At 66.2% G+C, this 20,387-nt stretch carries 11 protein-coding genes; 4 read left to right on the forward strand and 7 right to left on the reverse strand.

From position 1 onward, the window contains the following. The first annotated feature begins 6 nt into the window (after positions 1–6). Complete coding sequence (locus ACG3SL_RS14980; RefSeq protein ID WP_448661981.1) at positions 7–2,748, forward strand: DUF5695 domain-containing protein; 2,742 nt, start codon at positions 7–9, stop codon at positions 2,746–2,748. Positions 2,749–2,866: 118 nt separating this feature from the next. On the opposite strand, the gene ACG3SL_RS14985 is transcribed toward ACG3SL_RS14980, so the two are convergent. The 6 genes from ACG3SL_RS14985 to ACG3SL_RS15010 form a co-directional block, all read right to left on the reverse strand. Further along, positions 2,867–3,946, reverse strand: coding sequence for a TauD/TfdA family dioxygenase (locus ACG3SL_RS14985; RefSeq protein WP_448661982.1), 1,080 nt, complete (start codon positions 3,944–3,946; stop codon positions 2,867–2,869). A gap of 181 nt (positions 3,947–4,127) precedes the next feature. Beyond that, positions 4,128–7,280 (reverse strand): TonB-dependent receptor, encoded by a 3,153-nt coding sequence (locus tag ACG3SL_RS14990; RefSeq protein WP_448661983.1) that lies wholly within the window; start codon positions 7,278–7,280, stop codon positions 4,128–4,130. Positions 7,281–7,498: 218 nt separating this feature from the next. Next, positions 7,499–8,548: a LacI family DNA-binding transcriptional regulator gene (locus ACG3SL_RS14995; RefSeq protein WP_448661984.1), complete on the reverse strand. Its 1,050-nt coding sequence runs from the start codon at positions 8,546–8,548 to the stop codon at positions 7,499–7,501. 44 nt (positions 8,549–8,592) lie between these two features. Continuing rightward, the gene (locus ACG3SL_RS15000; RefSeq protein ID WP_448661985.1) at positions 8,593–9,630 is read right to left on the reverse strand and encodes a cupin-like domain-containing protein; all 1,038 of its coding nucleotides are present in this window, start codon (positions 9,628–9,630) and stop codon (positions 8,593–8,595) included. Further along, the gene (locus tag ACG3SL_RS15005; RefSeq protein ID WP_448661986.1) at positions 9,623–10,357 is read right to left on the reverse strand and encodes a SapC family protein; all 735 of its coding nucleotides are present in this window, start codon (positions 10,355–10,357) and stop codon (positions 9,623–9,625) included. The genes ACG3SL_RS15000 and ACG3SL_RS15005 overlap by 8 nt, the downstream gene beginning before the upstream one ends. 84 nt (positions 10,358–10,441) lie before the next feature. Next, on the reverse strand, positions 10,442–13,435 hold the full coding sequence (locus ACG3SL_RS15010; protein WP_448661987.1) for a TonB-dependent receptor: 2,994 nt from the start codon (positions 13,433–13,435) through the stop codon (positions 10,442–10,444). 235 nt (positions 13,436–13,670) lie between these two features. On the opposite strand from ACG3SL_RS15010, the gene ACG3SL_RS15015 reads away from it, so the two are divergent. Beyond that, a complete protein-coding gene (locus ACG3SL_RS15015; protein ID WP_448661988.1) occupies positions 13,671–14,921 on the forward strand; it encodes an MFS transporter in 1,251 nt (416 codons plus the stop codon). Here ACG3SL_RS15015 and ACG3SL_RS15020 read toward each other — a convergent pair. After that, the gene (locus tag ACG3SL_RS15020; RefSeq protein ID WP_448661989.1) at positions 14,912–16,621 is read right to left on the reverse strand and encodes an adenylyl cyclase; all 1,710 of its coding nucleotides are present in this window, start codon (positions 16,619–16,621) and stop codon (positions 14,912–14,914) included. The genes ACG3SL_RS15015 and ACG3SL_RS15020 overlap by 10 nt on opposite strands. A 192-nt stretch (positions 16,622–16,813) precedes the next feature. On the opposite strand from ACG3SL_RS15020, the gene ACG3SL_RS15025 reads away from it, so the two are divergent. Together ACG3SL_RS15025 and ACG3SL_RS15030 are read left to right on the forward strand one after the other, a co-directional pair. After that, positions 16,814–19,303: a TonB-dependent receptor plug domain-containing protein gene (locus tag ACG3SL_RS15025; protein ID WP_448661990.1), complete on the forward strand. Its 2,490-nt coding sequence runs from the start codon at positions 16,814–16,816 to the stop codon at positions 19,301–19,303. A gap of 5 nt (positions 19,304–19,308) precedes the next feature. Next, complete coding sequence (locus ACG3SL_RS15030) at positions 19,309–20,385, forward strand: cytochrome-c peroxidase (RefSeq protein WP_448661991.1); 1,077 nt, start codon at positions 19,309–19,311, stop codon at positions 20,383–20,385. The last annotated feature ends 2 nt before the right edge of the window (positions 20,386–20,387 follow it).

The following is a 20,387-nucleotide window of genomic DNA, read 5'->3' on the forward strand; positions in this document are numbered from 1 at the left end:
ACCCCCATGGTCACGCTTCGCACTTTCGCGCCTACCGCGCTCCTGCTCGCCGGGCTTTCGTCCTCCGCGCTGATCGCGCAGGAACAGCCCCAGCAACCGGCCAAGCCGGTCTATGCCCCCATCCAGACGACGGCGCACACCGTCGGCAGCTTCCAGGTCGCGCTGCGCGCCGATACCCAGACGCTCGCGCGCCTGTCGCCCGCGTCCGAACCCGCGTTCAGCTTCGTGCCCACCGCGCGCGAGCCCGAACGCGCGGGCGATGGCTATAACCATGTCGGCGATCTCAACCTGCGCGTGCGCGCGCCCGGCGGCGCGTGGCGCGATTTCGCCTCGGCCCATGCCCGCAAGCCGATCCGCCTGCTGCCCGCATCGGGCACCGTGATCGCCGCGGCGGACATCACCGCCAGCATGGGCGCCGACGCGCCGTTCCGGGTCGAGCGCCGCTGGGTCAACGAAGCCGGGCTGCTCGCGCTGCGCTTCCGCATCACCAACATGTCGGGCGCGCCGCTGGAAATCGGCGCGCTGGGGATGCCGATGGTGTTCGACAACATCATCACCGACCGCAATCTCGACCAGGCGCATGCCGAGGCGAGCTTCGTCGACCCCTATATCGGGCGCGATGCGGGCTATCTTCAGATCACCCGGCTGAACGGCCAGGGCCCGGCGCTGCTGGTGCTCCCGGAAAAGGGCACCCCGCTGGAAGCGTACGCACCGCTCAAGAACCCGCGCGAGGCGAAGGGGGCGATCTTCACCGACAAGAGCCAGCGCGGCCAGACGTCCGAAGGCTTTTACGACTGGACGGTGCACAGCATCGGCTATGCCGACCGCGAGTGGAAGGATGCCGGCACCCAGTGGAACGCCCCCACCGGCCGCACGCTCGCGCCCGGCCAGACGATCGACGTCGGGGTGCGCATGACGCAGACTCCGTCGATCCGCGCGATCGAGGATACGCTGATCGCCAACAAGCGCCCGGTCGCCATCGGCATCCCCGGCTATGTCGTGCCCCAGGACCAGACCGCGACGCTGTTCGTCAAGGCGCCCAGCGCGATCCGTTCGATCGAGAGCTTCCCCGCAGGCGCCGTCGAGGCCGTGCCGGCGGGTACGCAAAAGGGCTGGGCCAAGCTCACCGTGCGCGGGCGCCAATGGGGGCAGGTCCGCCTGACGCTCACCTATGCCGACGGTCAGGTCCAGACGGTCAGCTATTTCGTCACCAAGCCGCTGGAGCAGACGATGGCCGATCTCGGCCGCTTCTCGACCACCCGGCAATGGTTTGAGGGCAAGGGCGATCCCTTTGGCCGATCGCCCGCGATCCTGACCTATGACAACGAGGCGAAGAAGATCGTCGATGTCGAACCGCGCGTATGGATCGCGGGGATGAGCGACGAAGGCGGCGGCGGATCGTGGGTCGCCGCGATGATGAAGCAGCTCGACAATCCCGAGCCCGGCGAAGTCGCCAAGCTGGAACGGCTCGTCACCGAAACCGTGGTCGGCAACCTCCAGGTCGCAGAAGGCCCGCAGGCGGGCGCCGTGAAGAAAAGCCTGTTCTATTATGACCCCGCCAAGTTCCCGGACCTGTACAAGGACGCGGAAAAATGGACGTCGTGGACCTCGTGGAAGGAAAAGGACGCGGGCGATCTGGGCCGCGCCTACAACTATCCGCATGTCGCGATCGGCCATTGGGTGCTGTATCGCACCGCGCGCAACCATCCCGGCATGGTCAAGACGCACGACTGGCGCTGGTATCTGGACCATGCCTACCAGACCACCGTCGCGATGATGCGCGACGCGCCCTATTATGCCGAGTTCGGGCTGATGGAAGGCGATGTCTTCGTCGACATCCTGAAGGACCTGAAGCGCGAGGGCCTGACCGCCGAAGCGACCGAGATGGAGCGGCTGATGAAGCAGCGCGCCGATCACTGGCGCACGCTCAAATTCCCCTTCGGGTCGGAAATGCCGTGGGATTCGACCGGCCAGCCCGAAGTCTACGCCTGGATGCGCTATTTCGGATACCAGCCCCAGGCCGATGTCACCCGCGAAGTGATCCTGGGCTATGACCCGACGATCCCCAGCTGGGGCTATAACGGCAATGCGCGGCGCTATTGGGATTTCCTGTACGGCGGCAAATATGCGCGGATCGAGCGTCAGATCCACCATTACGGATCGGCGCTGAACGCCGTGCCGCTGTTCGACGCCTATCGCCAGAACCCCACGGACCTGCATCTGCTGCGTGTCGCCTATGGCGGGATGATGGGCGGCATCACCAATATCGACCAGACCGGCTTCTCGTCGGCGGCGTTCCACAGCTGGCCCGACCGGATGCACTGGGACCCGTATAGCGGCGACTATGGCATGGGCTATTATGGCCATGCGCTCACCGCCGCGACTTATCTGGTGAACGATCCCACCTTTGGCTGGCTCGGCTTTGGCGGTGACGTGACGCAGGGCAAGGACGGCGTGCAGATCCAGCCCAAGGATGGCGCCCGCTCGCGGCTGTTCGTCGCCCCTGCCGGCGCGTGGATCACGCTGGACGCGGGCAAGATCGCCAATGTCACCTACACGCCGGTCAGCGGCGCGATCAACGTGACGCTCGATCCCGCCACGGCAGCCACGCCGGTCGCCCGACTGCGCATCGAGACAACGACGCCCGGCGCGAAGGCGCTTACCCCCTCCACCGGCACGCTGGAGCGCGATGCCTATACGATCCGGCTCGGCAGCGCGCCGACGATCGTCAAGCTCAGCGCGCGCTGAGCCATGCGCCGACCAGGCCGGGCCCGTCCCAGAAGGCGGTGAGCGTCCGGCCCCGCGTTCGCGTGACCGTTAAGGGCGACCGTCCTTTTTAGGACTGGTCGCCCCACGGGGGGAAAGCTCAGGAAATCAGGCGCGGCACCGATACCGATGCGATATCGAAATGCGCGTCGGGATGCTCGGGCTTGCCGTCGCGCGGCGCGGCGCGGACCTGGACCACGCCGTTCTTGCCGAAATCGGGCACCACCGGGCGATCGGTCTTGCTGCTCAGCCACAGCCGCAGCAGATGGCGCCGCCGCTGCGGCTCGGGCCAGTCGTCGAACGACGTGCGCGAATGGAGCGCGGCATAGTTGGACAGCCACTGGATGTCGCCGGGCCGGAAATCCATTTCGATCGCCATGCCGGGTTCATAGGTGATCTCGTCGAACAACCGCAGCACTTCGATCTGATCCTCGGTCAGCTTGGGCACGCCCGGATAGTCCTGCGCGGTCAGGATATACAGCGATCCCGCGTACATGCTGAATACGCCATCCACCATCGAGATGACCGGCGAGGTATAGGTATCCGCCGGCGCGCTATGGTCCTGCCGGCGCCAGTCCCAGTGGAAGGGTTCGAGCAGCAGCGGCGCCAGATCGGGGCGGCGACGCAGGATCTCGTTATAGATCTCCGCGCCCGAGACCAGGCACGATGCGCCCCCGCTCCGCGCCGGGCGCAGGCACATCAGCGCGACGATGTCGGAGCTGTCCGAATGATAGACCAGCTTGTCGCGCACCTTGGACGACAGCGCGGTCGGATCGTCCATCGTCTTGTCCGACGTGGCATAGACATGGTCGAGCAGGTCGCCCATCTCGTTCTGGCGGATGGGGTCGCCCATGTGCAGCCCCAGCACATAATAGATCGCCGACGACAATATGTCGGAATAGAGCTGCGTGCGCAGCCCGCGCACCAGCACGAATCCGCGTCCGAAATCCACGTCGCGCCGCCATTCGGCCACTGCCTCGGCACAAGCGACCAGCGGATACTCCTCGGCCTGCACGGTGCGCAGATCGGGGTTTTCGGCGACGAAGCGCGTGCCCAGCGCCTCCAGCTCCGCGACCTGCGCGTCGCTCAGGCGGTAGATCCATTCGCCGCTCGTCCCCAGCCGATCCCCGCGCCATGCCGCCGCCCCGGTCACCTCGGGCACGCTGATGAGGGTCGCCATATTCTTCTCCGTCGCAATCCAGTGTGGCGCCCTGCCTATCACGGGGGTCGGCGAGCGACTTGCCCGCACGTGCCGAATTGCTTTTCGCGGGACGCACGCCGCCCCCGGAACCGCGCGCATGAAAAAGGGGCCGGCCGATCGCTCGGCCGGCCCCCAAGGGAACCCCAGGGTAGGAGTATGATCAGAAGCGGCCGCGGATACCCACCAGCACCGAGCGGCCCGGATTATATTCGTTGAAAGTCGCGTTCTCGAACTGGAAGTAGCTGCTCTGCGCTTCCTTGGTGATGTTGATGACATTCACCACCAGCGTCGGCAGGTATTTGTTGCCCAGGATCTTGCCGAGATCGATGTTGCCCGAGAAATCGAGCTGCGCATAATCGCGCCCGAAGAATGCGGCGGACGGGATGCTGTTCTGGTTCAGCCCCGAATTCTGCGAGCCTTCGTTATAGGTGTAGGTCAGGCGCGCCGACAGGCCGTTGCCTTCGTAATAGCCGGTCAGCGTATAGGTGGTCGGCGCGACGCCAAGGGCGATCGCGGGCGCTCCCTGGCCCTCGCCGCGCTGGTCGATCAGCGTCAGGTTGCCCTGCACGCCGAAGCCCCGCACGCCAATCGCGCTGGTCAGGAAGTCCAGCGGCTGGGTGACCTGGAATTCCAGGCCGTTGACCTTCAGCTTGCCGTCGGCGTTCACCTGCTGCTGGATCTGGATCGGCACCTGCTCCGCCGTCTGGCCGGCAGTCGCACGCGACATCAGCGCCAGCTGCTGCTGCTGGGTCAGCGTGGCATAGGTGATGCCATAGGGTTCCAGCGCCGAGAACGGCACGGTGCGCAGCCCGTTCACCGTGAAGCCGGTGATCGATTTGCGGAACGCCGCGAACGCGATCACGCCTTCGCCGCCGGTGTAATATTCGAAGCCTAGATCGATATTGCTCGAGATATACGGATTGAGCGCGTTGTTGCCGAGCGAGCCCAGGTCCGCCGACGGCGACGTGAACGACGCGCCGGGGAGCAGCTGGTTCGGATCGGGGCGGGTCATCGTGCGCGAGATCGAGCCGCGCGCCACCGCCTTGTTCCCGAAGCTATAGGCAACGCTCGCCGAGGGCAGGAAATTGGAATATTTGCGCGTATTCTCGGTGAAGTTCACGATCGCCGGGTAGCAGGAACCGTCCAGCGCAAAGGTCGGGCTGGTGCCGGGGCAAGTCACGCCGCCGGCGCGCACGTTGAGCGGATTGGGCACGGTGGTGCGCCCGCCGACAATCTGTTCGGTGCGGACATACCGCACGCCCGCATTGACGCGCAGCGTATCGGTGTCGCCGATGTCGAACACGTTGTTCGCCTCGACAAAGGTGCCGGTCACCTTTTCGCGGATCAGGCCGCCATTGGCGCCGCTGCTGCCCGAACCGACTTCGGTCGCGCCGGCGAGCAGCGCGTCATAGTTGGTCGCTGCCTTGAACTTGTTCCAGTCGACCGTGACGAAGCCGTTCGAGCCCTTGACCAGATAGCTGGGCACTGCCGCCGTCGGGACGATCGACCCGGCATAGGTGAGCGGCGGCATGCCGGCGGAATAGCCGGTGCCATAGCCCGCATAGGTCGGATAGCCTGCGGGCGCGACGGTGCCCGGCTGGTTGGCGCCATCGCACACCGGCTGGCGGTTCGGCCCGGGCAGCACGACGCTGGGGTTGTTGCCGCAGATCGCGGCCTGCCACGGATTGGTGTTGTCGAACGCCAGGATGCGACGCTGGGTGTCGTCATAGGCAGCGCCGACGCGGATGTTGAAGCGCTGGGCATCGCCGAACAACAGGCTGCCCCGAACGCCCTTGGTCTCGGTCTTGCGCTCTTCGCCGTTCAGGTTGACGCGCCCGCCGCCGGCCCAGCCGAAATTCTTCGGATCGTTCAGGTCGATGTTCGCCTTGATGTCCGGGATGCCGCCATTGTTGGTGTAGGTCGTCGTCACGCCGCTGCTGGGCGGAGTGATGACCAGCACCGTCGGGCTTTCGCGGCGGAAATTGCTCTTGGTGTAGTTCGCCTGGAAATCGCCCTTGATCCAGTCGTTGATCGTGAATTCCATGCCGGGGTTCACGCCCCAATAATCCTGGCGATCGCGATAGGGGCGATATTCGAGGAAGAACTGCGAATTGGCATAGGTGCCGCCGGTGACGGTGCAGCCGGCCGAGCAGTCGCTCTTGTCATAGGTGGTGTTGAGCGGAATGGTGGCGCCGTTGCGGACCGCCCAGTTCATCGCCGACCGCGTGAAATCGGTGTCGCGCTTTGCGTACATGCCATCGAGGTAGAAGTGCAGCGCGTCGCTCGGCCGCCATTCGAGCGAGACCAGCCCGTTATAGCGCGTGCGCTCGCCGATTTCGGTACGCGGACGGCCCAGGCGCGGCAGCAGGCCGTTGTCGATCTGCTCGATCGTCGCGCCGGGATTGTTGGCCAGCAGGAATGCCTGGTCGATGGTCGCACCGGTGGTCAGGCCGTTGCCGGCGTTGACCGGCACGGTGCCGGGGATGGTCCAGTTGCCGCCGCCGGTGGCGTTACGCGTGGCGCTGGTGCTCTGCGTCGCGGTCAGGTTGGGGTTAGTCCAGCCGATCGTCTCGAACCCGTCGACGCGGAAGCGGTTCTTGACCGCCGCACCGCCGACCAGGATGCCGAAATCGCCGAACGTCGCGCTGGCCAGCGCATAGCCACGATAGCCCCATTTCTCGGCGCCGCTGACCTTCGAACCCTGGAGGCCATAGCTGATATAGGGCTTGGGATTGTCGAACGGGCGCGCCGACCGCAGGTTGACGGTGCCGGCCGCGCCGCCCTCAAGCTGGCTGGCGGTGGGCGATTTGCTGACGGTCAGCTGAGTGAACAGCTCGGTCGGGATCAGGTCGAGGTCGACTTCGCGGTTGGTGCTCTGCGCGTCGAACCGCACCGATGCGATGGCAACCGGCGCACCGTTCAGCAGCACGCGGGTGAAGTTGGTGCCCAGGCCGCGAATCGCGACGTTCGATCCTTCGCCGGTGACTTCGCGGCTGATCGTGACGCCGGGGATGCGGTTGACCGATTCGGCGATGTTGGTGTCGGGGAACTTGCCGATGTCTTCGGCGAAGATCGTGTCGGTGAAGCCGATCGAGTCGCGCTTGGCGTTGGTCTGGCTCTGCAGCGAGGCGCGGTAGCCGGTGACCACGATCGCGTCGGCGCCTTCGGTCTCGGGCGCGGTCTGGGCGGGATCGGCGGCGGGCGCGGATTCGACCGGCGCGGTCTGCGCAGCGGCCAGCGTCGGCAGCATCAGGCTGGAAACGGCAACGGCGCCCAAAAGGCCGCGTCGCGCGAGATCGATACGAGACACCATTTCAGTTCTCCCCAAAAAAAACCCCTGCTTGTGCAGGCGGTCCGCACCAATGTGGTAGCGCTATCAGGGAGTGTAATAATACTATGAGTATATGCGCGTCAAGCGCAATACCATGAGTATATTGTCACGCGGGCAGCACGTTTCAGCGCGGAAATCGCGCCTTCAGCCCAATGCAAACGCGAATCCCGGGGGAGCGGCTTGAACGCGGTCGCGGGCGATCAGTCGGCGATGGCGCGGGTGGAGTCGCGCTGCACCAGCGTCGACTGGCCCATGAACGGCGCATCCGGAACCGGCTTGCCCGATCGCGCGGCGATGATCCGCTCTACCGCGCACGCCGTGACCTCTGCGATCGGCTGGGCGATCGCGGTGATCGGGGGATTGGCGAAGCGCACCATCGGGGTGTCGTCGAAACTGATGAGCGACAAGTCGCGCGGCACTTCCCGCCCCCTGCCCCGCACTGCCGCCAGCGCCGCCAGCGTCATCTGATCGTTCCCTGCGATAATCGCAGTGGGCGCCGCGCCGTCGAGCAGCATGCGCGCCGCCTCCAGCCCCGAGGCATAGCTGAAATCACCTTGCGCCAGCAGCCCCTCGACCGGCAGCCCCGCCGCCTCCATCGCCGCGCGCCAGCCATTCACGCGCCATCCGCTCAACTCATACTCGGGCGACCCCGCGATAAAGCCGATCCGGCGATGCCCCAGCGCCAGCAGATGTTCGGTCGCCAGCCGGGCCGCCGCCTCGTCGCCCAGCGTGAGCGTGAAGCCAGGCCCGGGCGCGAGCGACCCGATCCGCGCCACGCTGATGCCGTGGCGATCCAGCAGTTCCACGATTCGCGGATTCTGCGAATGCGGCGGCGTCAGGATCGCACCATCGGGCTGGAGCGCGGCGATCGCGGCGAGCAGTTCGCGCTCGATATGGTCGCTGTGCGTGTCGACCAGTTCCACGATCATGCGATAGCCATGGCTGGCACAGGTCAGCATCCCGCCCAGCAGCATCTGGCCCATCCAGTCATTGCCCTCTTTGGCGCGCCAATCGGCGATCGTGCGCTCGCGATCGTTGAGCGCGAGGATCAGGTACGATCGCGATCCGCTCATCCGCTGCGCCGCGATCGAGGGGACATAGCCCAGCTTCGCGATCGACGCCTGGACGCGCTGCTCCATTTCGGGGCGCACGCCGGGCTCCTTGTTGATGACGCGGCTCACCGTCTGCAGCGACACCCCGGCATCGGCTGCCACGTGCCGGATCGTTACCGTCTGTCGCCTGCGGACCATGACCTCTCCCTGTTTTCGTCGCCAGCCGTGCTGCCCTGCGGCCGCTATCGGCTCAATTGCCGCAGCAGGAACGCGCGCAGCCGCCCTGCGGTATCGGGCGTCAGCGGCGCGAGCACCCCTTGCGCCGATTTCGGCAGGTGCGCGGTGATCGCCTGCGGATTTTCAAACACATAATGGTCGATCAGGTCGCGCCAATAGCGTTTCTCGTCCGCCGGCAAGTCGCGGATCGTCAGCAGCGCGAGGTGCAGCGCGTCCTGCGGCTGGCCCAGCCACGCCGGGGTATCGCGCCACCAGTAATTGACCAGGATGTTGAACGGATCGAGCGCCTCGACATGGTGCCACCAGTTGGACGGGATATGGATCGCGTCGCCCGGCTCCAGCACCACGGTCTGCGCAGCGGCGAGCGCCTCGCGAAAGCGCGGATAGCGCGCGAAGTCGGGCGCGCGCAGATCGACCATGCTGATCGCGCGGCCAGCCGGCGTGTTGTCGAGCGGGCCGAGATACAGGTTGCGGAACTGGTCGGGCGGAAACAGCGTGAAGCGCCTGCGCCCCGCCGCGACACAGGCAAGATTGTCGGGAAAGTCGTTATGCGCCGCCACGCGCGTCTGCGTGCCCGCCCACAGCGTGACCAGCGGATCGCGCGCGCCCAGCGGCACGGGGTTCTCCTCGTGCACCCCGTCGAAGAAACGCCGGACGTCGATCGAGGCGAGGTAGACCAGGTGCGGATCGGGCGCGCTTTCCTGCGCATCGATCTGGGCGAAAATGTCGGGCAGTCGTCCGCTGGCGGTGCGATGGTTCATCGCCATCGCATCGGTGTAGAACAGCCGGTCGCCGCCGCCCGGCGCACCGACGGCATAGGGGAACGGCAGGTTCCGGTGCCGCGCGAGCAGATAATCGCGCGCGGCGCTGCCCGATTGGCGTCCGGCGGCGACCAGCGGCCACCCCGCCACCAGCCCGCGCACCACAAACGGCGCATCGGCGCGGCGGAGCGCGCGGTCCAGCGCGTCCGCATCGCCCACAGCGATGGCAATCTCGGGAATCGCGGCCATGCCCGCAAAGCTGTCCCCCTGCGGCTCAGCCATCGACGAGCGACCGGTTCTTGCGCGCGATCAGCGGCGCCAGATTGGCAAGCGACGCCATCGCCATCGTGGCGGGCAGCAGGTGCCCGGCGGCGTGCAGTTCGCCCAGCGCCTCGCCATCCAGCGCCGCGAACCGCTCCTCATGGATGCCGTGAAAATCGACGATCTGGCGAACGGTGCCGTCCACCTGCTCGAACCCGATCGACACCGGCTCGATCAGGTCATGGCGATCGAGCGCCTCGAAAAAGCCGGCAGCGGCGCGATAGCCCGCGTCCAGCCGGCCCAGCCCCTCCAGCACGGCGTCCAGATACGGGCTGGCCTGCCCCGCCGCATCGAACAGCGCCGCTCCCTGCGCATAGTCGGCATCGCCGGGATAGCGCATGCGCGGGCTGTCCTGATCGATGTACAGCTGCGGCACGCCGCCCTCCACGGCGGGCGGCCCCGCCAGAAAGGGGCGCGTCGCCATCGCCAGAGGCAGGCAGGGCGCATCCCAGCCCGCGCCATCCAGGTACAAATTCTCCCCCGGCGCAAAGCCGAACAGCGCCACCGCCTGGAACGCGGTGCGGCTGGCGTCGCGCTGGAACAGGATCGGATAGGCATTCTGCAACTGGCGGAACTCGTCGGGCACGACCAGGCACAATTGCACCGCATCGCCCAACGCCGGCATGCGGCGCCGATCGATCCGCACCTGCGCATAAAGGTCGAACGTGACTGGTCGTTGATCCGCCATATCGATTCCCGAATTCCACCAAGCGAATGCGCTTCCGACCCACCGGGCCGGAAGCGCATTCTACCGTATCAGGCGCGTGCCCGCTCAGAAGCGGGCGCGCAGCCCCGCCGTGTAGCGCGCATAGCCCGGCGCGACGACCGTGACATATTGCTCGCTGCGCTGGTACGAACGCCGACCCTGGCCGGTCAGGTTGATCCCCTCGACAAACACCGAATAGCCGGGGAGCACCTCATAGCTCGCGCTGGCATCCACCTGGCCATAGGCGGCGGTGTAGCTGGGGTTGGCGCCGGTGCCCGACAGGTACGTCGCGCGCCAGTTATACGCGACGCGCGCCTGCAGGCCATTCTTGTCGTAATAGGCGATCGCGTTCGCCGTGTCGCTCAGCCCGACCAGCGCGAACTGGTTGACGGTCGCCGGCTTGGTATTGTCGTAGTGCACATTGCCGTCGACGATCGTGTAGTTGAGGATGAAGCCCAGCCCGGTGTCCCACAGGCTGTGCTGGATCGCGAATTCCCATCCATGCACGTTGGCCGTCTGGTCGTTGTTCACCGGCGTGTTGACCACGAAATTGACCAGATTATCCTCGGGAAGGCCGTTGATCGTCCCGGTATAATTGCCCGGCGTGCCGCCGGTGATCACCACGGAGTTGGGATAGTTCGCGAAGATATACTGGCGGATGTCGTTCGCAGTCGCTCCCTTGCCCAGCGCCGCCACGGCAGCCTTGTAGCGCGGGCCATCGGCGGGGTTGGTGAGCCCGAACACCGACTGGTTCACCTGGCCGGTGCCGATGAAGTTCGACACGCCCTTGTGGAAATAGCCGATCGAGAGATAGCTGTCGGGCTTGTAATACCATTCCGCCGACAGATCGATGTTCTTCGACTTGTACGGCAGCAGTCCGGGGTTCCCCTGGCTGCCGGTGCCGCCATCGACGCGGAACAGCGAATTGATCGTCTGCCCGCCCTGCAGGCTGCCGTAATCGGCGCGGGCGATCGTGTGGCCATAGGATGCGCGCAGCTTGACGTTGCGGATCGGCGAAATGTCGAAATCGATCGAGGGCAGCCAGTTCTGGTACGATCCCTTGAGCGTCGTATAGTCGCTCTTGTTCGCGTACACGACGACCAGCTCGTTGGCCGAAACCCACTGCGTGCCGCTGGCGACGGGCACCAGCGCCGACGAATCCACCCAGGTCTTTTCAAAGCGCAGCCCGGTATGGAGATGCGCGGCGCGGCCAAAGGCGTCGAACTTGAAGTTCGCCTGCGCATAGGGCGCGGCGGTCTTTTCGTGGATGCGGCGATCGACCGTATAATTGGCAAGGCAGGTGTCGGTCGCGGCCACGCCCGACTGCGGCTTCGAGCAGACATGGTACAGCCCCTCGAGCGTCGAGATCAGCGTCTCGAAATTCTTGGTGAAGATCTGCTGCACCAACAGGCTGCCGTCGGTCTTCAGGCCGGGATATTTGTCCGGAATCGTCGCGAGCGTGAACATGCCGTCGGGCAGGTCCGATGCCGGGCCGGTGCCGCCCCAGGTGTTGTTCTGGATATAGCCATAGGCCGAATGGACCTTGTTATCGACATAGGAGGCGCCGAAATCGACGCTATCGAACAGCCCGCCCACTTCGTACCGGCCCTTCAGCTGCGCCTGGTTGATCGCGTCGCGGAAATAGCCGTTGCGGAACGAATTGCCCGTCGCCTGGATCTTCGACGCATCGAGCGCGCTGATTCCCGGGTTCATCGTGTACGACAGCACCGGCATATAGTGGGTGAAGTCGATCGTCTGGCTGGCGACACCGAAGATCGCCGTGCTCACCGACGTGCTGGTGCCGTATTTGTTGGTCGGGCCCGATTGCGCGATCGAATGGTGGCCGTCGAATTCCAGCGAGAACCGCGCCGAAGGCTTCCACGCCAGATTGGCGCCGATCGACGTGTTGCGCGTGCGATTGGCGGCCAGATTGCTGACATAGGACAGATCCTTGCCCTCGCTCGTCTTGAAGCGCTCGGTATAGAAGACCGGGCTGGCGACCGAACCGTCGGTCCATTCGCTGACGGTATCGTTGTTGTTGAAATAGACGCCGACGCTGTTGCTGCGCACTGTCACCTTGTTGCGCGAATAGGTATAGTCGACCGTGCCGGTCAGCGTGTCGGTGGGGCGGAACTGGAGCACCGCCTGGCCATTGATCCGCTCACGCTCGATGTCGTTGATGCCGATGCCGGCATTTTGCGGCACGCTGTACACGTCGCTGCCGGTCGGGCGGTTCTTGATGTTGGTGTAGCGCGGATCGGTCGGCTGGGCCAGTTCGCCGGCGGTGTCGGCGCCGGTGCGGGCGTTCTTCCACCCGACATAGGCTTCGTTGTTGCCGGCCTTGCGCTTCTGATAGGTGCCGGTGAGCAGGATGCCGATGCGGTCGTCGGCGAAGGTATCGCTGAGGATGCCCGAGGCCTCGGGCGTCAGCGGCGTATTCTTGGCGTTGCTGGACGAATCATACATGCCGGACACGGCAAAGCTGCCGTGCAGGCCCGGCCGGTCCAGCGGGCGCGGCGTGCGGATGTTGATGGTCGAACCGATCCCGCCCGATTCGATATCGGCGCGGCTGGTCTTGTACACTTCGACGGCGGCGACGCCGTCCGAAGAGAGGTTCGCGAAATCGAACAGGCGCGAGGTTGGCGCAGTAGCCCCGCCATCCAGCGTCGACGTCGGCATCTGGCGGCCGTTCAGCGTCACCAGGTTATAATTGGCGCCAAAGCCGCGCACGGTGACGGTCGAGCCCTCGCCGATCGAGCGGTCGATCGACACGCCGGTAATACGCTGGAGCGATTCGGCAAGGTTGGTGTCGGGAAACTTGCCCATGTCTTCGGCAGTGATCGCATCGACGACACCCTGCGCATCGCGCTTGATCGCCGCCGCCTGGCTCAGGCTGGCGCGGATGCCGGTAACGACGATCTCGCCGCTCGTGTCGGGCGCGGTCGCTTCGTCGCGCGGTGCGGCGCTGTCCTGTGCGTGCGCCGCCCCGGCATGGGCGAACGCAAGTACCGACGCGCCAAGGATCAGCCGCGGGAACACCCGCGTCTTCAAGCTCTTCATGGTCAAACCCCCGTCTAGTGAATCAGGCCATCGACAGCGTGTCGCCGCCGATGTGAACGTTCACATGCTGATGCCGGGCGCCCAAGTCAATGCCCTGATTTTAAGTAATTAAAGCGATCATAAACGTTCTCATTGATGTAATCGCATTGTAATGATCCTGTAACGCAAAGACCCTAGGCGCAGCCGTCTGTACAATCTGCTCCGCCCCCGCGGGCAGCGCGGAGGTGCCCGTCCCGTGATCCGCGCCCCTACGTCCCGAAGCGAAGCGCGCGCCCCCAACTCCAGCCCTGCCGAAAGCCGATCGATCGCCTTCCTGATCGTGCTGGCGCTCGCCTATGCGGGCGGCACGATCGGGTATCTGCCGCTGATCGTGTTCCTGCTGCCCATCAAGATCGCGGCAATGGCGGGCAACGCCACGTTCAACCTGTTTACCGCCACGGCGATGGCGGGCACCGTCGCGGCGATCGCGTCGAACCTGTTCTTCGGCTGGGCAAGCGACCGGGCGTTGCGGCGCGGAATCGGGCGGCGCGTCTGGCTGGTCGGCGGCGTGGCTGGCACCGCGATGGCGTATGCGCTGGTCGCGCTCGCCACGTCGCCACTGTCGCTGATCCTCGCGGTGCTGGCGTTCCAGGTCGGAGTGAACGCCATCCTCGCCCCGGCATTGGCGCTGATGGCCGACGAAGTCCCCGATTCGCAAAAGGGACTGGCCGGGGGACTGCTCGCACTCGCCAATCCGATTGCCGCCGGCGTGGCGGGGATGGTAGTGGCCGCGCCGCATCTGGGCGAGGCCGGGCGGCTGGCAGTGGTCGCCGGGGCAGTGGCGCTGTGCACGCTGCCGCTCGCGCTGGGGCGCGCCAATCCGATCCGTCCGGCACCAGTCACCACCGGGGGACAATCGCTCACCCGCTTCGAACTGCGCATCGCCTGGGTGGCGCGGCTGCTGCTCCAGTTCGCGGGTAACACGCTGACATTATACCTGTTCTATTATTTCCAGAGCATCGCGCCCGGCACCGCGCCGCTGGCGCTGGCGGGCTATGTCAGCGCGATGTTCGCGCTCGCCTATGTCGTGCCGCTCCCCTTCGCGCTGGGACTGGGGCGGCTGTCGGACCGGATCGGGCGGCGACGCCCCTTCCTGCTGGGGGCAGCGGCGTTCGGCGCGATCGGGCTGGTCGTCATGGGGGCCGCCGAAGACCGCACGATGGGCGCGATCGGCTTCATCACCTATGCCACCGGAACCGAAGTCTTCCTGGCGCTCCACGCCGTGTTCTGGATGCAGCTCTTGCCGAGCGCAGCGCATCGTGGGCGCGACCTGGGGATGCTCAACTTCGCCAACACCCTGCCGTCGCTGATCGGGCCCGCGCTTGCCTGGCTGCTGGCGACACCGGGCGATTTCGGCCAGCTGATGCTGCCGCTGGCCGCGCTCACGCTGGGCGGCGGGCTGATCATGCTGGCAGTGCGCGAACCCCGCGCGGCGGCTCAGGGATAACGAAGCAGCGTCTGGCGAACAGCACCAGGGCAGGCCGCAGCGCCGGCTTCGTTCACCAGATGCGCGATCGTCCCCACGCCGCCGCCCAGCGACAGCGTCGTCACCGATTCGAAGCGCACGCCCGGACGGCACGGCGCCTCCACCGCGCAGTCGACGACGATCGACGGATCCGCATTGAAATAGGCATAGACGCCCAGCCCCACCGCCCGGTGCACCGCCACATCGTCCGCCACCTTGTACGCCGCCCAGCCGCGCGCTTCGTCGGGGCCGGAGCGATAGGCCGTCTGGCTCGGCGGGTCATAGGGCAGTTCGCTCTGGAAGAAGACCGTGGTGCCCCGCGCGCCGTTCCAGACGAGCTGGTGCTTCTGGAAATGCTCGACGAACAGGCCGTAGATGGCAACGTCGTCGCCATGGACCACCAGCCCCTGCGCGCCAGTGTTCTCGCCCCAGCCGACATGCACGCGGCTATGGTCCAGTTCGCCATGATCCGCGCGCCACAGCCACAAATGGTCGCCGATCACCTGCGCGCTGTTGATCTCCAGACAGGTCTCCGCCCTGCCCGGCGCGGCCCCGCCCACGCGAAAGAACAAATCGGCGAGCAGCGACGGATCGGCGGCATGATCGCCACACGCCCCGCGCGGCCCCATTTCCACCAGCATCGGCGATTCGACCGGCCCCGCATCGACCAGCAGCCCGGCGATCGTCACCCCCGCGACATCGGCGACGCGGATCGCGGCAGTGCCCGCGACGGGCACCAACGTCGCCAGCCCGATCCCCAGCACGATCGTGCCGGGCCGCGCCACGGCGATCGGCGCGTCGAGCGGATAGAGGCCGGGCGTCAGCAGCAGGTGCAGCCCTGCATCCAGCGCCGCGTTGATCTGCCCCGCGTCCATGCCGGGCCGGACGATCCGGAACTGCGCCAGCGGCACGAACCGGCCGGGCGCAGGACCATCGACCCAGCTTGGGCCCCTGCCCTCATGGCGCAGCGCGGGGACGAACACGCCCCATGCCCCGGCGGCATCGATGCACAGGAACGGCTTTTCGCGCATCCGCGCCACGCTTGGCACGCTGGTATGCGGTGGCGCGGGAAAGCGTGTCGGCGGGGCGCCCGTCACGCCGGCGAACACCATGTTCCAGGCGCCTCCGTCCCAGCCGCCGATATCGCTGCTGCGCGTCAGCCATTGTTGCTGCGTGCCCGACCGGATCGTCCCGGCCACGCGGCTGTCCGCCAGGAACCCGCCGCTCGACGAGCCGCCATCGTCGAGCACGACATCGCCGTCCAGGTCGATGCGACGAAACGGCGCCGCCTGTGACACCGCCCATTGCTCGGTCCCGCCGTCGGGTCGCACCGCCAGATTTTCCGCCCCGCGCCAGAAATTGACCAGCGCATTGCCGCCGAACCATCCGGCATCGACGCGCAGCCGCCCGTCGATCACCACATCGCGCGGATCGGCGCCCAGCCCCAGTATCTGGGTGAAGAAACCGATTCGCACATCGGCGGCATAGCGCCCCGGCTTGAACAGCACGGCGTCGCGCCGGTCGCCGAAATGCGCGCTTTCCTGCGCGGCAAAGATCGCGTCGAGCCGCGCCTGCACGTCCGCCGCGGGCATCGCGGGATCGAGGATCAGGACATTCGGGCCCAGATCGGGGTCCGGCACCGGCTGCCTCGCGTCGATTCGGCGATGGGGGCGAGCGGGCATGGATACTCCGGTAGTTCAGGGGGCCGCGCCACGCGGCGCACGCCGTGGCTACGGCATCGCGGTATGACACGATTATGACACGCAAGGCGGCATCGGCCTGTAGCTTCAGGGCATACTACATATAATGCGAGTCACTTGCATTAGCATAAGGCGTTGCTATGGCGTCCCGACAATCAAAAAAGGGGCTCGCACATGCACATTCGTACTTCCTGTTCGGTCGCCGTCATCGCCTTGGCGCTGCTGTCTTCCCGCACCGCCCATGCCCAGCAGGCAGAGGTGCTTCCCGAAGCGATAGCCGAGGGGGACAAGACCGATCCGAGCTACGAATTGCAGCACGGCAACGACACCGGCACCACCGTGATCCGCGAAAAGGAAATCAAGGCGCGCGCGCCCGGTTCGGGCGACGTGAACCAGCTGCTCAAATCGCTGCCCACGGTGCAGTTCGACCGCGCCGAGGGACGCGCCTCGCGCGAGGACATTCAGGACCTCCGCCCCGCCGACATCTCGATCTCCGGCGGGCGGACCTATGAAAACCTGATCACGATCGACGGCATCGACGCCAACAGCCGCCTGGACGTCACCGAGAGCAATCCCCAGCATTTCGCCGAACCGGCGGGCAATGCCGCGCAGAATCTCTGGCTCGATTCCAACCTGGTGGGCGAGATCGTGGTGCGCGATTCCAACGTGTCGGCCGAATATGGCCGCTTCACCGGCGGCGCGCTCGACATCCGCACGCGCGATCCGAAGCGGCGCTTCGGCGGATCGGCTACGCTCAGCTACACCGCCGACGAGCTGGTCGACTATCGCATCTCCGACGCGTCGCGCGCCGCGCTCAACGGTGCCGCGCTGCCCGACCGGCCCAGCTTCCGCAAATGGCGCTTCGGCGCGAGCGTCGACGTGCCGGTGTCCGACGATGTCGCCTTCCTGATCGCCGCAAACCGATCGCGCGCGGACGTGACCTATTATCGCGCCGCAACCTATGGCGGCACGCCCTATGGCCAGAGCAGCGTCAGCGACAATCTGATGCTGCGCGGCGTCGCCGACCTGACCCCCACGCTCAAGCTGACGGCGCAGTTCACCTACTCGCCCTATGAAAGCGAATCCTCGGCGGACAATGGCGTCGACAATCTGGTGACGTCGAAGGGCGGCGGGGTCGCCGGCCAGCTCCAGCTGGAAAACAGCGGCGCCACGCGCTGGACGGTGAAGGCGCGCTTCAGCCACAATGATTCGGGCCGCACCGCCTCACCCACCAACTATTCCATCCCCTCCTCCTCGCCCAACGGCGCGGTCTGCAGCCGTGCCAACTGCACGATCGGCGGCTTCGGCAATGTCGACCAGTGGCAGAATAATTTCGGGCTGAACGCCACGGTGGCGCGCGATATCGGCCCCGGCGAACTGCGCGGTGGCATCGACTATCAGCGGATCGAGGCGATGCGCAGTCGGCCCGTGAGCAACCTGGCCTATTCAGACCCGAAATCCGACGCGACCATCACGTGCGCCAGCGGCGATAGCCTGACCTGCACGACCGGCCAATATGCGCTTACCCAATACAGCGAGTATCGCCACTATCGCGCGGAGGTGGGGTTGGACAGCGTCTCCGGCTGGGCGGAATATGCGGTGAAGGTGGGGCCCGTCGATCTGCGCGGCGGCGTGCGCTATGATTATGAAAGCTTCCTCGGCAACCACAATTTCGCGCCGCGCCTGTCGGCCACGATGGACCTGCCGTGGGAGGGATGGTCGGTCACTGCCGGTGCCAACCGCTATTATGGCCGGTCGATGCTCGCCTATGCCTTGCGTGAGCAGTATCCGGACAACTTCATCTATACCCGCGTCGGCGTGAAATCGGGCGGGCGCATCGTCTATTCGGACGCGGGCTGGACGCTCTACAAGACCTCGCACTCCACCAGCTATGCCAATGGCGACCTCAAGACGCCCTATTCCGACGAACTGACCGGCGCCGTGACCGGCACCGTGCTGGGCGGCACGATCCGGCTCAAGGGCATTTTCCGCTGGGGCAAGGACGAGTTCTCGCGCTCGATGGCGACCAAGGTGACGGGCACGCTGACCAACGGGCTGCCGACCACCTACACGCTCTACACCCCCAATAACGACGGGCGCAGCCGCTATCGCGGTGCCTCGCTGGAATGGACGCGCGCGTTCGGCAAGCACAGCATCGCCGCGAACGTGAACTATTCCAAGGCTTTCACCAACAATACCGACTATTTCCTGACCAGCGACGACGTCGAGGATGCGGACGTGATGTACGTGTACAACGGCGCACTCGTCTCGGCGCTGTCGATCTATGAGCAGAACCAGCGGCTGGAATTCGCCTCGCCCTTCCTCGCCAACATGACCTGGACCGGGCGCTGGCTGGGCGATCGGCTGACCACCAACGTCAATGCGCGGTTCCGCAATGGCTTCGACCGGATCGAGACTTCGGGCACCAAGCAGAAGATAAACGGCGTGAATTACGACGTCGTGGCGCTCAAGCACTACCGCGCCAGCGTGGACATGAACCTCAACGCGCAGTTGGAAGTGATCCGCAGCAAAATGGGCACGCTGACGCTCGACGCCCGCATCGCCAACCTGCTCAACCGCGTGCCGATGCAGGATTATGCGCTCACCTCCAATCCGTACCAGACGGGGCGCTCGGCCTGGTTCGGCCTGTCGTACAAGTTCTGACCGCGATGGAGCGTATTTCCCGGCTGGCCCTGCTGGGGTCGACGCTGCTGTTCCTGACGGCGGCGGGCTTTCGGCAGGACCCCGGCGGCGGCGACCTGCGCAGGGCCTATGCCGGCCCGGTCGCCACCTGGCCCAAGGCGGAGGTCGATCCCGGCGTGGACTTTGTCGAGTTCGGGCCGATGCCGGCGTTCCAGCCGCCCGCCGGGGCCGAAGTGCCGCGCGTGGCACTGGGCGCGCGCCTGTTCGACGAGCCCCGGCTCTCGGCCTCCGGGCAGTTCGCCTGCGCGTCGTGCCACAACCGCGAACTGGGGTTCGGCGACGGCGTGCGCACGTCGTTCGGCCATGATCGCCAGCGGGGTGCCCGCAATGCGCCCGGCCTGTTCACGGCCGGGCTGATGGACACGCTGTTCTGGGATGGGCGCAGCCCCACGCTGGAGCACCAGGCGCTGCAACCCATCACCAACCGCGTGGAGATGGCCGCCGATCCCGCGCGGATCGAACGCTGGATCAACGCCGACGCCGCGTATCGCACCGCCTTTCGCGAGGCATATGGCGTGCGCCGTATCCGGATGGCCGACGTCGCCCGCGCGCTCGCCAGCTTCGAGCGGACGTTGCGCCCGCCGCAAAGCGCGTGGGACCGGGTGTTCGTGCGCGGCACCGCGTCGATGACCGACCAGCAGTTGCAGGGGCTCCACCTGTTCCGGACCAAGGCGCGCTGTGCCAATTGCCATAACGGGCCGCTGTTCACCGACCAGAAGTTCCACAATCTGGGGATCAGCTTCTATGGCCGCCGGCAGGAGGATGTCGGTCGCTATGCGGTGACGCACGACGCGGCCGATGTCGGTAGGTTCCGCACCCCCTCGCTGCGCGCCATCCGCCGGACCGGACCCTATATGCACAACGGCGCCTTCCCCACGCTGGCCGGCGTCGTGAACCTCTATGCGGCGGGCGGCGGGGTCGATCGCAAGGTGCAGAGCACCACCACCACCGCACCCCCGCCCCAGCCCGACCCGCAGCTCAAGAAAGTCGCGCTCACCGCCGAGGAGCGCGCCGCGCTGGTCGCTTTTCTGGAGATGCTCTGACC

It is taken from the genome of Sphingomonas degradans (genome assembly GCF_053502645.1).